The organism is Streptomyces sp. NPDC059906, assembly GCF_042730645.1.
GTDB lineage: Bacteria > Actinomycetota > Actinomycetes > Streptomycetales > Streptomycetaceae > Streptomyces > Streptomyces rubrogriseus.
This window is the reverse complement of the sequence record NZ_JBHWKU010000016.1, coordinates 22,548-36,011: the sequence shown is the minus strand read 5'-3', so window position 1 is coordinate 36,011 and position 13,464 is coordinate 22,548. Positions and strand designations below refer to the sequence as shown.

General features: G+C 72.1%; 8 protein-coding genes. 2 read left to right on the top strand and 6 right to left on the bottom strand.

Going from position 1 to position 13,464, the window contains the following annotated elements; all coding sequences use genetic code 11:
- Positions 1-21: 21 nt before the first annotated feature.
- From ACFV9J_RS23695 to ACFV9J_RS23680, 4 genes are all read right to left on the bottom strand, one after another.
- On the bottom strand, positions 22-3,081 hold the full coding sequence (locus ACFV9J_RS23695; RefSeq protein ID WP_385356903.1) for an NACHT domain-containing protein: 3,060 nt from the start codon (positions 3,079-3,081) through the stop codon (positions 22-24).
- 46 nt (positions 3,082-3,127) lie between these two features.
- On the bottom strand, positions 3,128-3,787 hold the full coding sequence (locus tag ACFV9J_RS23690) for an HAD family acid phosphatase (protein WP_385356901.1): 660 nt from the start codon (positions 3,785-3,787) through the stop codon (positions 3,128-3,130).
- A 147-nt stretch (positions 3,788-3,934) separates the two neighbouring features.
- Entirely contained in the window at positions 3,935-6,520 is a 2,586-nt protein-coding gene (locus ACFV9J_RS23685) for an NACHT domain-containing protein (protein WP_385356900.1), read from the bottom strand.
- A gap of 9 nt (positions 6,521-6,529) precedes the next feature.
- On the bottom strand, positions 6,530-9,112 hold the full coding sequence (locus ACFV9J_RS23680; protein ID WP_385356899.1) for an NACHT domain-containing protein: 2,583 nt from the start codon (positions 9,110-9,112) through the stop codon (positions 6,530-6,532).
- A gap of 398 nt (positions 9,113-9,510) precedes the next feature.
- On the opposite strand from ACFV9J_RS23680, the gene ACFV9J_RS23675 reads away from it, so the two are divergent.
- Entirely contained in the window at positions 9,511-10,197 is a 687-nt protein-coding gene (locus tag ACFV9J_RS23675) for a M23 family metallopeptidase (RefSeq protein ID WP_385356898.1), read from the top strand.
- Between the two features lie 9 nt (positions 10,198-10,206).
- Here the strand turns inward: ACFV9J_RS23675 and ACFV9J_RS23670 are convergent, their stop codons facing one another.
- Positions 10,207-10,794, bottom strand: a complete 588-nt coding sequence (locus tag ACFV9J_RS23670; RefSeq protein ID WP_385356897.1) for a TetR/AcrR family transcriptional regulator — start codon at positions 10,792-10,794, stop codon at positions 10,207-10,209.
- A 159-nt stretch (positions 10,795-10,953) separates the two neighbouring features.
- Between ACFV9J_RS23670 and ACFV9J_RS23665 the strand changes: the two genes are divergently transcribed.
- On the top strand, positions 10,954-12,555 hold the full coding sequence (locus tag ACFV9J_RS23665) for an MDR family MFS transporter (protein WP_385356895.1): 1,602 nt from the start codon (positions 10,954-10,956) through the stop codon (positions 12,553-12,555).
- A gap of 79 nt (positions 12,556-12,634) precedes the next feature.
- Here the strand turns inward: ACFV9J_RS23665 and ACFV9J_RS23660 are convergent, their stop codons facing one another.
- Positions 12,635-13,420 (bottom strand): SAM-dependent methyltransferase, encoded by a 786-nt coding sequence (locus ACFV9J_RS23660; RefSeq protein WP_385356894.1) that lies wholly within the window; start codon positions 13,418-13,420, stop codon positions 12,635-12,637.
- Positions 13,421-13,464 lie beyond the last annotated feature (44 nt).

Below are 13,464 nucleotides of genomic sequence, written 5' to 3'. Positions count from 1 at the left end.
AGCCCCCTTCGCCGTGCCGCGTCAGCGTTCGTCCACGGTCACCTCGGCGTCACCGAAGAGGGAAGCGAACCGTTCCGTGGCGAACCGCTTGCCGGGGTAGGTCTGCAGGATCACCCGGCGCAGGCCCCGCAGGCGCGAGGCGAGCGGGGCGAGCGCGGCAAGGTCCTCCGCTCCGTGCAGGGCGGTGACGCGCAGGAACGTGACCCCCGCAAGCTCGGGCATGGCCTCGACGGACTGCGGGAAGTCGGCGAGGACCGCACGGTTGACATGCAGGTGGGTCAGTTGGGGGAGCGCGGCCACGGAATTCCAGTCGGCAGCCGTCAACGGGGAGGTCAGCGGACCGATGCTGAGCTCGGAGAGCCGGGCCCAGTGCTCCAGTCCCCTGAGGCCCGTCCGGTCCGTGGTGTGCCGGCCCAGGAAGAGGTACTCCAGCTCGGCAGTGGTCGGCAGCACATCGGTGAGGCAGTCGCCGGGCAGCTCCTGATCGAGGGAGACGCGCCGCAGCGCACCGAGTGCACTCAGGCCGGTGAGGTCCGAGATCCGGCCGCAGGCGAGATCGACGAGTGGCAGTCCCGCCAGCTTGTCCAGACCCCGAGCCGCGTCGCAACCCTGGACCCACAGGCCGCCGAGCGAGCTGAACGGCAGCAGGTCCCCGAGATCGTCCAGGGCTGGATCGTCCCGTATGTCGATCAGGGTCACGGCCTCGGGCGACGGAACGGCGGCCAGGACGTCCGCGACGGCGCGGCCGCCTCGGAGGGACAGCCCGTGCCAGGGCCGCATGGTCGCCAGGGCGGCGCGCTGCTCGGCCGTTTCGCAGGCGACCAGCAGGTCGTGCCGGTGCAGGTGGTCCAGCACCTCGGCGGCGTACTCCGCGGTGTCGAAGCGGCCCCAGGTGCCGGCCAGTTGTCGTCGCACGTCCAGGGAGCGATGTTCCCTGAACCGGCGCAGCACGGCGAGCGCACCGCTCGGTTCCTGCTCCGCGAGCAGCGAAGCCGTCACCGTCACCCCGTGCGCCTCGGTGTCCGTCAGCCCCTCCGGACTCGGCAGCAGCTCCAGCACCAGCGGCCCGGCCTCTCCCAGCGCCCTCGCGTCCTGCGTCGACCCCGGCGGGATCAGCGCCCCCGCTCGTGCCTCCACCTGCGCCCGTACGGCCGGGTCCAGCGCGGTCGCGTGCTCCAGACAGGCGAGCGCGAGCAGCGCCAGCCGCGGGGTGCCCTCCGCGAGCAGTCGCCGCAGCAGCACCGCCCGCTCCCCGGGACGGGCGTGGGCGACGGCCATGCGGATGACGTCCTCCCACTGGGTGTCGCCCGCACGGCCCGCGAGGACGTCGAGGTGGCCCTCCTCGACCGCGTACCGCGCGCCCAGGTAGTCCTGGAAGGTGCGGTGGACGAAATCCAGTGAACCCTCGCCGGGCTGCCGGAGGAGCCCGCTGCGCAGGACCAGCGCCCGCAGGACCGTCGCCGCGTCGCCCTGCCCCGCCGCCGAGGCCACCGACGGCAGGGCGCGCTCCACGATGCCCTCCGCGGTCTCCACCGCCATCTCCGTGCGCCCGCTCAGCACCAGCGCGTACGCCAGCCGCTGCAGCAGCTGCAGTTGGGCCTCCTCGCTCAGCTCCACCGCCTCCATGCCCCGCTCCCGGTCCCGGCGGGCGAGCAGCATCGTCAGGGCGGCGTCGTACAACTCCTTGCGGCCCGTGGGGAGGTAGCCCCGGCGTTCCCGGTGCAGGGCGCAGATCAGGCCGCACATCAGGGGGTTGGTGGCGAGCCGGGCCAGGTCGCGCTTGGTGCGCAGGGAGTCCAGCAGCCGCGTCTCGAACTCGGGTGCCTCGGCGGCCGCGTGCCAGCGCCGTACGAAGGTCACGACGTCGGGCTCCCGCATCGCGGTGAGGGCAAGCTCCCGGAAGCCCTCGGCGGCCAGCCAGTCGGTGCGTACGGCGGTGGGGCGTGAGGTGAGCAGCCAGCGGTTGCCGGGGAAGGCGCGGATCAGGGCGAGGAGCCAGTCGCGCGTGCGGTGCCGTTCGGCGGCGGGGAGCTCGTCCAGGCCGTCGACGAGGACCAGGCCGCGACCGGCGCCCAGCACTCGTTCCGCCCAGCCCTCCGGAGGGGTGAGCGGGCAGCCCACGGCGGTGAGGAAGGCCGCGGGGGAGGGCAGGACACCCGCACGGGTCAGCGTGCGCAGCGGCAGTACGTACGGGATCCGGTCCCCGTCCCGCGCGGCGGTCACCGCCAGCCACTGCACCAGCGTCGTCTTGCCGGAGCCCGCGTCGCCGCGCAGCAGTACGCGGTCGTGGGTGGTCAGCGCCGCCTCGGCGGGAAGGCGGACGGTGCGTTCCGGCTCGGGGCCCTCCCCGGGGAGCGCGGTGTGCTCCTCCTCCGCGGTCGCCTCCAGGCTCAGGTAGGCGACCTCCAACGGCCACCGGTCCGGCGAGTCGCGCAGGTCGATGCCGTAGATGGTGATGCGGTTGTGCTGGTCCGCGACGTAGGGCAGGTAGCGGCGCTCGAACGCCGTGTCCCGGGCGTCGGGCCTGGGAACGCGGGCGATCAGCTCGTCGACCTTGGCGATCAGCTCGGCCTGGCCCCGTGTCTGCGCGACCAGCGTGCGCGCGACGAACGTCGACCGCCGGGTGAAGAACTCCAGGACGTGCAGGCAGGCCCATTCGGTGGCCGAGTCGAGGAAGTGGCGGGCGTCGGTGGAGAGCCCGGCTGCGGAACCGGCCGCCTGCCGCCGCAGCCTGGCGGCCAGCTCACCGTGTCCGAGGCGCACCGCTTGCACGTCGTCCATGTCCAGGTCGCCGAGGGCGAGGAGCCGCGCGGCCAGGGCGTCGGACACGGCCTCGGTCTCGTCGCGCGGGAAGGGCGGCTCGCCGGGAGAGTCCAGGGCGGCCCCGACCAGCTTCCCGGCGAGCAGCCGCACCTCCCTCTCGCCCAGCGTGCGCCGCTCGCCCCGGAAGGACACCAGACGGTCCAGCCGGACCGGTCGGTCGACCAGTCCGGCGCCGGGGCCGCCCGTCACGAACAGCTTCTTCACCAGCGGGGCGACCAGAGTGGACGCCAACTTCCCGCCGAGTACCGCCGGTTCCATGCGCCACCCCCGTGATCGTCGGTCGACCAGGGGAGCCTAACGGGCGTCAGGACAGCTGACCGTCGTAGTCCGGGAGCTTGAAGGTCCGCTCGGCGTGGCCGCCCGACAGGTCGGTGGCGCTGTTGCCGATGTTCGCGATGATCGTGTAGCCGTCCGACTCGATCTCGGCGCGCTGTTCGGTCTTGTACTCGGCGACGTCCTTGAACAGGTCCAGGAAGCCCCGGACGTACAGCCCCGAGGACTCGTACCCGGCGTGGGCGAGGTTCCACTCGGTGGGTGCCTCGATGATGCCGGGGCGGGCGGTCACGAAGAACAGGGCGACGCCGTGCTCCTGGGCGTACTCGGCGACCTCCAGGACCGGCCGGTTGGCGGGTTGGGGATAGCTGAAGCCGAAGTCGGTCTCCAGGGAGGTGTTGTCGATGTCCAGGACGACGGCCTGCTTCTCGCCGGGGGCGGAGTCGGCGATCCGCTCCTTCAGGTACGGCAGCGCCGCGTCCATGACGGCCCGGCAGTCCCGCTGCCAGGTGTCGTAGTCGACGTCGGCGGCGGCGGCCGCCGGCACCGACGCCGACGGGTTCTCGGCCGGGGCGGCGACGGACGGCGTGACGGTCGCGGTGAGCGCCGCCGCGACCACGGCGGCCGTGCCGGCGACCCGCGTCCAGGTGCGGCGCCGGTTCTGCCTGGTCTGTCCGTTCTGAACGGTCATGGGGGGTGGGGTCCTCTCATGCCTGCCTGCGCGGATGCCTGACGGCAAAGTTGTCGCGTGCATGCTTGCCCCAGCAAGTGGCCGGACGGCAACGATTGGGTTACTGAGCAGTAGTCAGCCTTCCGACCTGCGCGCCCGCGCCTGCGCCTACGCCGTGATCTCCACCCCGTCCGGCACGTTCCGCACCCGCGGCAGCCGGGGATTGACCCGCAGCACCCGCAGCCGGGGGAAGCCGGAGAGCCACGAGACGTCCGTGTCGGGCAGCTCCGCGTTGAGCCACAGGTGGGTCAGCTGGTCGGGGAGCAGTCCCGCGAGGAGTTCCTCGGCCCGCATCACCCCGGCCACCTGGATGCGCGGCCGCCCGCCGAGTTCGCGCAGGGCCGTCAGTTCGGCGGTGTCGGCGACCGGGAAGTAGAGGCCGTCCGGGTCCAGGTGGGCGATGATCTCCTGCGCGTACCGTTCGGTGTCGAAGTGCCGCCAGCCCCGGGCCAGTTCGGTGCGCACCGGCAGGGCGGCGCGGGAGCGCAGCCGGACCAGGTAGTCGATGGCCGCGTCGTCCTGGACGCGGGTCGCGGTGTAGGCGAGCAGCAGGGCCTGCCGGTCGTCGGGCACCTGGCCCGGGTCGGGCAGCAGCTCGAGCACGATGGGGCCGACCCAGCCGAGCCCCCGGGCGGCCAGCTCGGTCGTCGGGCGTACCAGGTTCTTCGTGCGGTCGTGGACGAGCCGCTGGACGGCCGGGTCGAGTTCGGTGACGTGGTCCAGGCAGGCCGCGGCCATCAGCCTGCGGTGGTTGATCTGCGGGCGGCGCAGTCCCGGCGCGGGCGCCAGCAGCCGGTCCAGGAACTGGGCGCACTCCTCGGGGCGGGCGTGGGCGGCGGCCATCCGGATGACCTCCTCCCACTCGGACTGGTGGGCGTGGTCCACCAGCGTGGGGAAGCGGCCGCGGGCCACGATCTCCTTGGCGGCCAGGTAGTCCTGGAAGGTGCGGTGGACGAAGTCGACGGACTCGCCCGACCGTTCGCGCAACAGGCCCGTGCGGTGCAGCAGATGCCGGAAGATCTTCGCGCCGTCCCCCTGCGCGCGGGCGGCGGGCATCGCGGGCAGCGCGGCGTCCAGGATGCCCACCGCCCGCTCCCGGGGCAGCTCGGAGGCGTCCTCCTCCAGCATGGCGTGGGCCAGCTTCTGCAGCAGCCGTTCCCGGGTGCTCTGCTGGAGCCGCACGTCGTCGGCGTACAGCACGTCCCGTTCGGGGTCGCGGCGCTGGAGCAGCATCTCCAGGGCGGCGTCGTACAGCTCCTTGCGGCCGCTGGGCAGGGAGCCCGCCCGGTCCCGGTTGAGGGCGCATATCAGGCCGCACATCAGGGGGTTGGTGGCGAGCTGGCGCAGTTCGCGGTAGATCCGTACGGAGTGCAGCAGCCGCTGCTCGTACTCGTCCAGCGTGCTGCGCTCCCGCTCGCGTTCGCGCGGTCCGGGGGAGCGGCTCTGCTCGTCCAGGCGGGCCGCCGAGTGCCAGTCCCGGATGAACCGGGTCACCCGGTCCCGGGACATGGGCGCCAGCGACAGCTCGACGAAGTCCTCCTCGGCCAGCCCGCCGCCCGAGAGCCAGCCGTCGGAGACGGCGGAGGGCCGGGAGGTGACCAGGCAGCCGTTGCCGGAGAAGACGCGCAGCAGCCGGCGGAGCCGGTCGCGCAGCTCGCCGCGGGTCTTCTCCGGCGCCTCGTCGATGCCGTCGACCAGCAGCAGGGCCCGGCCCGCGAGCAGGGTGCGCACCACCCACCCCTCCGGAGCCCGGTCGGCGAGCGGGTGCCGGACCGCGTGCAGGAAGTCGTCCGGGGCCGGGAAGCCCTCGCGGGCGAAACGCCGCACGGGCAGCACGAAGGGGACCCGGGAGCCCTCCCGGGCGGCGGCCACGGCCAGCCACTGCACCAGGGTCGTCTTGCCCGAACCCGCCCCGCCGCGCAGCAGCACCCGGTCGTGGTCCTCCAGGGCGCGGTCCGCGAGCAGCACGGTGCGCTGCTCGTCCTCGGTGCCGCCCACTCCGCCGCTGCGCTCCTCCGCCTCCAGGCTCAGGTAGGTCTCCTCCAGCGGCCAACGGTCTGGCGCGTTGGGGAAGTCCACGCCGACGATGGTCAGCCAGCCGTGCCGCCGGGCCACCCACTCGGCGTACTCGGCCTCGAACGCCACGTCTTCCTCCGGTCGCTCGGCATGCCGGGCCGCCGCCTCCGCGTCGCCCAGGTCGACCAGCTGGGCGATCCGGCTGGCCCGTCCCGGCAGTTGCCGCTGGAGGTAGGCGGAGCGCCGCACCAGGTGGTGCAGGACGTGCAGGCACACCGACACCAGCAGCGCGTCGTGGAACCAGGCCGCGTCCGGCGACAGCTCCCGGTCGGCGCCCTGCACCGCGCCCCGCAGCCGCCGCGCGTAGTCCTGCGGACCCAGCCGTACGGCGTGGGCGTCGGTGACGTCGACCTCGGCGATGGCGAGCAGGGTGCGGGCCAGGACGTCCACGACCGGGGCCAGTTCGGCGGTGGGCGCGGCATGCCGCTCGGCGGCGAGGTGCACCAGGTCGGCGGCGGTGCGGTGGACCTCGTCCGGGGTGGCCGTGGCCCTGGCGCCGCGCCAGGAGACGAGGCCGGGGACCGGTTCGGAGAACACCGGTGGGCGGGCGGGGTCGCGGAAGAGCCGGTGGACGAGGGGGGCGGCGAGACGGGAGGGCGTGCGGACGACGGCATCCATGAAGGTGGGTTACCCCTGGGGTTGGGAGGACAAAGAGGCGGACGGGTGCAGCTCCACACCGTCCGGCACCTGCCGGATCACGGCCTCGTCCAGGTCCGTGAGCACGGACACCGTGCGCAGACCGGGGAAGGCCGTGAGCCAGGCCAGCCCCTCGACGGGGTGCGGGGCCTCCAGCGTGAGGTGCGCGAGGCGCTCCGGGACGATCAGTTCCGTCAGGTCGTCCACCCGGTAGGCACCGCTGACGAAGATGTGCCGCCAGCCGCCGAGCGAACGCAGCGTGTGGAGGTCGTCGGTCGTGGCGACCTCGACGGCCCACTGTTCGGGCAGGTGGGCGAGGATCTCCTGGGCGTACTGGTCGCGGTCGAACTTGGGCCAGGACGCGGCGAGGAGCCGCTGCACGTCGGCGTCGGAGTGCTCCCGGAACCGGGCCAGGAAGTGCAGTGCCGCCTCGCTGCCCACGTGGAACGCGGTCATCACCACGAGGGCCGCGTCTTGGCCGTCGGTCTCCTCCGGCCCCGGCAGCAGGCCCAGCACCAGATCGCCGCCGGCCCGTGCCACTTCCTCCGCCGCTTCGAAGGTGGGCGGCGGCACATGGGTCGCCAGCCCCGCCTCCACCCGCCTGCGGACCCCCGGCTCCACCTCGGCCGCGTACCGCAGCCCGGCCGCCGCCAGCAGTGTCCCGCGCGGGGTGCCCAGGCCCGTGAGCCGGAGCAGCATGTGCTCCGCCTCCTTGGGCCGGGCATGGGCGAGGGCGAGCAGGATCACGTCCTCCCACTGGTCCGTGCCCGCGTGGTTGACCAGCAGGTCGAGGTCCATCTCCTGTACGGCCAGCCGGGCCCCCAGGTAGTCCTGGAAGGTGCGGTGCAGGAAGTCGACCCGGCCCTCGGCGGGCTCGCGCAGCAGCCCGGAGCGCAGTAGCAGCGCGCGGTAGACCTCCTCGTCACCCGCGCCGTCCAGGTTCAGCGCGGGCAGCGCCCGGTTCACGATGCCGAGCGCCTCGTCGCGGTCCATCTCGTGCCGGCTGTTGCGGATCAGCCACCACGCCAGCTTCTGCAGCAGCTGCACCTGCGTGGCGTAGGCGAGGCGCACCCCGTCGGAGCCGTGCAGCTCCCGTTCCCGGTCCCGGCGTTCCAGGAGCATGGTCAGCGCGGCCTCGTAGAGCGACCTGCGGTCCTGCGGGAGGAAACCGCGCCGGTCGCGGTGCAGGGCGCACAGCATGCCGCACATGAGCGGGTTGGTGGCCAGCTCGTTCAGCTCCGAGGTGCTGCGCACGGACGCCAGCAGGGACTCGCCGACCGATTCCTCGGCCCCGGCCGCGCGGTGCCAGCGCCGTACGAACGTGTCGACCTCCGTGCGGCCCATCCGGGCGAGGTCCAGTTCGTGGAAGCCCTCGGCGGCCAGCCAGTCCTGCGGTACGGCCGAGGGGCGCGAGGTGACCAGCCACAGGTTCCCCGGGAAGGCCCGGACCAGCTCGCGCAGCCAGCGGCGGACCGCGGCCCGGCGGTCGTCCGCGATCTCGTCGATGCCGTCGACCAGCAGGACCCCGCGCCGGGCCCGCAGGACGCGCTCGGCCCAGCCGGGCGGCTGCTCGCCCGCGACGGGCGCGCCGACCGCCCGCAGGAAGTCCCCGGGCAGCGGCAGCTCGGCATCCGGCCGCACGATCCGGCGCATCGGCAGCACGAACGGCACCCGCCCGATCAGGTGGGGCATCCCGTGGTCGTAGACGCGGCCGGCGGCGGTGACCGCCAGCCACTGCACCAGGGTGGTCTTGCCGGAACCGGCGACGCCGCGCAGGAACACCTGGTCGTGACCGGCGAGTACCTGCTCGGCGGCCAGCGTCGGGTACTCCGGGCTCCGGCGCCCGTCCCGTGCCGCCTGCGGCCGGGTCGCCTCCAGGCTCAGGTAGGCCGTGTCCAGCGGCCACTCCCGGGTCCCGGCGTCCAGCCCGTAGATGGTGAGCGTGCCGTGCCGGGCGGCGACGTGGTCCGCGTAGCGCTCCTCGAACCCGGCGTCCTCGGCCGACTGGGACGGCAGCCGTTCCAGCAGGACGTCGACGGCCTGGACCAGCCGGGCCAGCTGCTGCGTCTGGACGGTCTGCTGGCGGGCGACGTAGGTGGAGCGCTGGGTGAGGAAGTTCAGGATGTGCAGCGAGGCGGTGTGCAGCAGCCGCTCGTACAGCAGCGTGCCGACCTCGCCGAGCCCGTACGGGGCCAGGGGCACGCCGGCGCCCAGCTCGCGGGCGAAGCGCTCGGGGCCGAGCCCGACGGCCTCGTAGTCCTCGACGGTGATCTCGCCGAGCCGGGCGAGCGTGCGGGCGAGGGCGTCCTTGACGGCCGCCGCCTCCGCGGCGTCCACGGGCTCCTCACCCGGCCCGGCCGAGGCCAGCGCCCTGCGGACCAGCTCTGCGGCGATCTTGTCGACGTCCTTGGGCGTGACGTCCCGCTTCTCGCCCCGGAAGGACACCAGCGCCGATATCCGCACCGGCCGGTCCACCAGCCCCGCTCCCGGCCCGTCCCGGACGAAGAGCCGCTTGACGAGCGGTACGACCGCGCTGGACGCGACACGGGCCCCGAGTGCTGTGACGTCGACCATGCTCCGAGCCTAGGTGAACGCCCTTGTACGGGGGGCGGGTTAACCGGGACGGGAGTAGCCCCGGTCACATTCACCGGTCTTTCGATCATGATCGCCGGTGACGTGCCGCACAGGCCGATTGCGGTGTACTACGGGGAATAGTGGCAGTCGCAAGAACCATGAAAACGGACATATCGGAGGGGGCGAGGGAGGGCTTCGCGGGGCTCTGAGCTGGTTTTGTCCAAAATGGCCGCTCTGGCGCGAGTCATGAAGTTTCCCTCTGAAGTACTAAATAAGGTCGTAGGTCACACCTTTGTGCGGTTCGGGGTCGCCGGGTTACCAAGGTTGAGCCCGCCCGGTGAGCGCCTTGTGCGTCCCGCCGGTGGGCATTCCTCTGCACCCGTCCCCATGAGGTTCGAATGTTTCCGCGTGTCACGTCCCGTTCTTCCCGTACGACCATCCGCACCCGCGCCGCGGTGATGGCCGCAGGCCTCGGAGCCTCGGTCGCACTGGGAGCCGGGGTCGCGGCCGCCACCGGCACCACGGCGGCCTCCAGCACCACCGCCGCCGCGAGCGCCGTAGAGGCCCAGGCCGCGGCGCAGGCCAAGGCGGCGAAGGCCGAGAAGGCCGCCGCGAGCGCCAAGAAGTCCACCACCGCCAAGAAGACGGCCACCAAGAAGAAGGCCGCCTCCTGGGTCGACCCGGTCAAGAAGTACTCGCTGAGCGCCAGCTTCGCCCAGAACGGCGGCATGTGGGCGCACAAGCACAGCGGCCAGGACTTCGCCGTGCCGATCGGCGCCAACGTCGTCGCCGCCCACGGCGGCACCGTGGTCAAGGCCGGCGGCAACGGCGCCGGTGACGGCCCCGCCTACGGCAACGCGATCGTCATCAAGCACGGCAACGGCACGTACTCCCAGTACGCGCACCTGTCCAAGATCAACGTGAAGATCGGCCAGATCGTGAAGACCGGCCAGTCGATCGCGAAGTCCGGCAACACCGGCAACTCCAGCGGTCCGCACCTGCACTTCGAGATCCGGACCACCCCGAACTACGGCTCGGCCGTGGACCCGGTCGCCTTCCTGAAGTCCAAGGGCGTGACCGTCTGACGGACGGGGCTACTCGCCCGCCGCTCCCCGGTGGGCCTGGGTCACCAGATCGATGGCGACCTCGAGAACGGCAGCACGCTGTTCCTCGGGGTCGCCTTCGAGGTCCCGGAGCACGAACATCCCGGCGTGCAGCGTGAACAGCGCGGTGATGCAGCGGACCTGGTCGACCATGTCCGCCTCGGGATCCATGAGGATGTCGCGCAGGCCGAACATCCGCGTCTTGAACAGCTCGCCGATGCGCAGGTCCCGCACCGTCGCCTGGTTCTCCTGCATGAAGCGGAACAACGGCGCCGCGCCGGCCAGCGCCCCGCTGTAGCGCCGGATGATCTCCTGCTTCGTCTCCAGGGTGTGCGGCTGCTCCCGCCCCCACTCGATCAGGTCCTCCAGCGGCCGGGAGAGGTCCTCGAAGATGCTGACGAGGATCTCTTCCTTGGTCTTGAAGTGGTAGTAGAGCGCGGCCTTGGTCACGTCCAAGCGCTCGGCGATCTCCCGCAGGGAGGTCTTCTCGTACCCCTGCTCCGCGAAGAGTCCGAGTGCCACGTCCTGGATGCGCTGGCGGGTGTCCCCGCGGCGTCGCTGCTGCTTGGTGCCGTTCATTGTGCCGCCCATCCTCCTACGCACCTCCTGCCCCGCGCACTTTCCGAAAAACTTACTTGACGCCCGGCTAGTTACGCGACTACCTTCCCCAGTGTAGACAGCTTGCCGGGCGGCAAGTAAGTGGCGAGTGGCACAGCGGTAGCTGGGGGAGTAGGAGACATGGCGCAGAAAACGGAGGAGGCGACCGGCGGGGCCGGCGCCGGAAAGCAGCCGAGGAGCGTGCGGGTCGTCCTGCTCGCCCTCATGATCGCGATGATGCTCGCGATGCTCGACAACATGATCATCGGCACCGCGATGCCGACGATCGTGGGCGAGCTGGGCGGCCTGGAGCACCTCTCCTGGGTCGTCACCGCCTACACCCTGGCCACCGCGGCCTCCACCCCGCTGTGGGGCAAGCTCGGCGACATGTACGGGCGCAAGGGCGTCTTCATGACGTCGATCGTCATCTTCCTGATCGGCTCGGCGCTCAGCGGCATGGCCCAGGACATGGGCCAGCTCATCGGCTTCCGCGCCGTCCAGGGCCTGGGCGCCGGCGGTCTGATGGTCGGCGTCATGGCCATCATCGGCGACCTGATACCGCCCAGGGAGCGCGGCAAGTACCAGGGCATGATCGCCGGTGTCATGGCGCTCTCGATGATCGGCGGACCGCTGGTCGGCGGCACCATCACCGACAACTGGGGCTGGCGCTGGTCCTTCTACATCAACATCCCGCTCGGCGTGATCGCGCTGATCGCCATCAGCGCCGTACTGCACCTGCCGAAGAAGCGCAGCAAGGCGCGGATCGACTATCCGGGCGCCGCACTGCTGACCATCGGCATCACGGCCATCGTGCTCGTCACCACCTGGGGCGGCACCGAGTACGCCTGGACCTCGGCGCGGATCATGGAGCTGATCGGCATCGGCGTCGCCGCGCTGGTCGGGTTCGTGTTCTGGCAGACGAAGGCCGCCGAGCCGATCATGCCGCTGCACATCTTCCGCAGCCGCAACTTCACCCTCATGTCGATCATCGGCTTCATCGTCGGCTTCGTGATGTTCGGCGCCACCCTCTTCCTGCCGCTGTACCAGCAGGCGGTGCAGGGCGCGTCCGCCACCAACTCCGGGCTGCTGCTCCTGCCCATGCTGGGTGCGATGCTCGTCACGTCGATGGTCGCCGGACGCGTCACCACCAACACCGGCCGCTACAAGATCTTCCCGGTCGCGGGCGGCGCACTGATGACGGTCGGCCTGTACCTCCTGTCCACCATGGACACCGACACCACCCGCTTCACCTCCGGCCTGTACATGGCCGTCGTCGGTCTCGGCATGGGCTGCCTGATGCAGATCACCATGCTGGTGGCGCAGAACAGCGTGGAGATGAAGGACATGGGCGTCGCGTCCTCCTCCACCACCCTCTTCCGCACCCTCGGCTCCTCCTTCGGCGTCGCGATCATGGGCGCGCTGTTCAACAACCGCGTCCAGGACGTCATGGCCGAGCGGGCCGCGGGCTCGGGCGCCAAGGCGACGGAGCAGTCGGCGACGCTGACGGCGGACGCGCTGAACGCGCTGCCGGCGGCGATCCGCGACGCCTACCAGCACGCGGTGTCCGCCGGCACCCACACCGCGTTCCTGCTCGGCTCCGCGGTGGCCGTCCTCGCGCTGCTCGCGGCGTTCTTCGTGAAGGAGGTCCCGCTCAAGGGCGCGGGCCCGAAGGCGGCCGACGGCCCGGCCGACGGCGACGACGCCACGGCCTCGGCGAAGGCACCGGTGACCGAGGCGGTCTGACCTCGCGGCGGGACCTCGCCTCCCCCTCACCAGGCCTCCGGGCGGCTTCGGCCACCCGGAGGCCTCGTCGTTTCATCGGTCACCGCTTGCGCGCGGTGAGCAGGGCGAAGGAGAGGTACTCGCCGCGGTCGGCGGTGAGCATGTCGACGACGGCCCGGTCGCCGTCCGCGCCTGCGCCGTCCGTGCCCCGGGCGTCCGCCCGGTACGCGGCTCCGGTACGGGTCCACAGCAGCCAGTCCCGCCAGGCGTCCGGTTGCAGGCGCGCGGAGGTGACGTCCACCAGCTCGGTGATCTCCCACTGGAAGCGCCACCACTCGGCGGTGTGCCAGGCCAACGCCTCCCAGCCGACCACGTCCCTGATGTGCGGCGGGATCGCCCCCAGCTCACGCACCTCCCGCGTCATGGCGGGAGTCGCCACGCCCAACTGCCCACCGGACCGCAGGAACCGGACGAGATACGGCAGATAGCCGTCCGCCGTCCCGAAGTACTCGAACGCGTCGACGCTGACGACGGCGTCGAAGCTCGCCTTCTCGAACGGCAGGGCGTGCGCCTCGGCCCGTACGGCCTCCACCCGGTCACCGACCCCCGCCCCGGCGAACACGGCCGCCGCCTCCTCGGGCGCGATCCACCAGTCGGCCGCGACGACCTCGGCGCCGTACTCACGGGCCAGGAACACCGACGACGCGCCCTTCCCGGACCCGAGGTCGAGAATCCGCATCCCCGGCCGCAGCTCCAGGTCCCGGGCGAGATCCTCCAGCAGCCACAGCGGGTTCGGCCCCATGTCGAGGTCGAGCAGCCAGGCGGGGTCGTAGCGGGAGGAGCGCGGATAGCGGTCGGGACGTACGAGATCGCTCAAGTCGGTCACGCCCACGAACCCAAGCCGATCGCCCTGCCGGGCACAACCGGGTT

What these genes read in the sequence shown, in the direction of transcription:
- ACFV9J_RS23695 (WP_385356903.1), bottom strand. Translation starts at nt 3,081, where the DNA reads ATGGAACCGGCGGTACTCGGCGGGAAGTTGGCGTCCACTCTGGTCGCC.
- ACFV9J_RS23690 (WP_385356901.1), bottom strand. Translation starts at nt 3,787, where the DNA reads ATGACCGTTCAGAACGGACAGACCAGGCAGAACCGGCGCCGCACCTGG.
- ACFV9J_RS23685 (WP_385356900.1), bottom strand. Translation starts at nt 6,520, where the DNA reads ATGGATGCCGTCGTCCGCACGCCCTCCCGTCTCGCCGCCCCCCTCGTC.
- ACFV9J_RS23680 (WP_385356899.1), bottom strand. Translation starts at nt 9,112, where the DNA reads ATGGTCGACGTCACAGCACTCGGGGCCCGTGTCGCGTCCAGCGCGGTC.
- ACFV9J_RS23675 (WP_385356898.1), top strand. Translation starts at nt 9,511, where the DNA reads ATGTTTCCGCGTGTCACGTCCCGTTCTTCCCGTACGACCATCCGCACC.
- ACFV9J_RS23670 (WP_385356897.1), bottom strand. Translation starts at nt 10,794, where the DNA reads ATGAACGGCACCAAGCAGCAGCGACGCCGCGGGGACACCCGCCAGCGC.
- ACFV9J_RS23665 (WP_385356895.1), top strand. Translation starts at nt 10,954, where the DNA reads ATGGCGCAGAAAACGGAGGAGGCGACCGGCGGGGCCGGCGCCGGAAAG.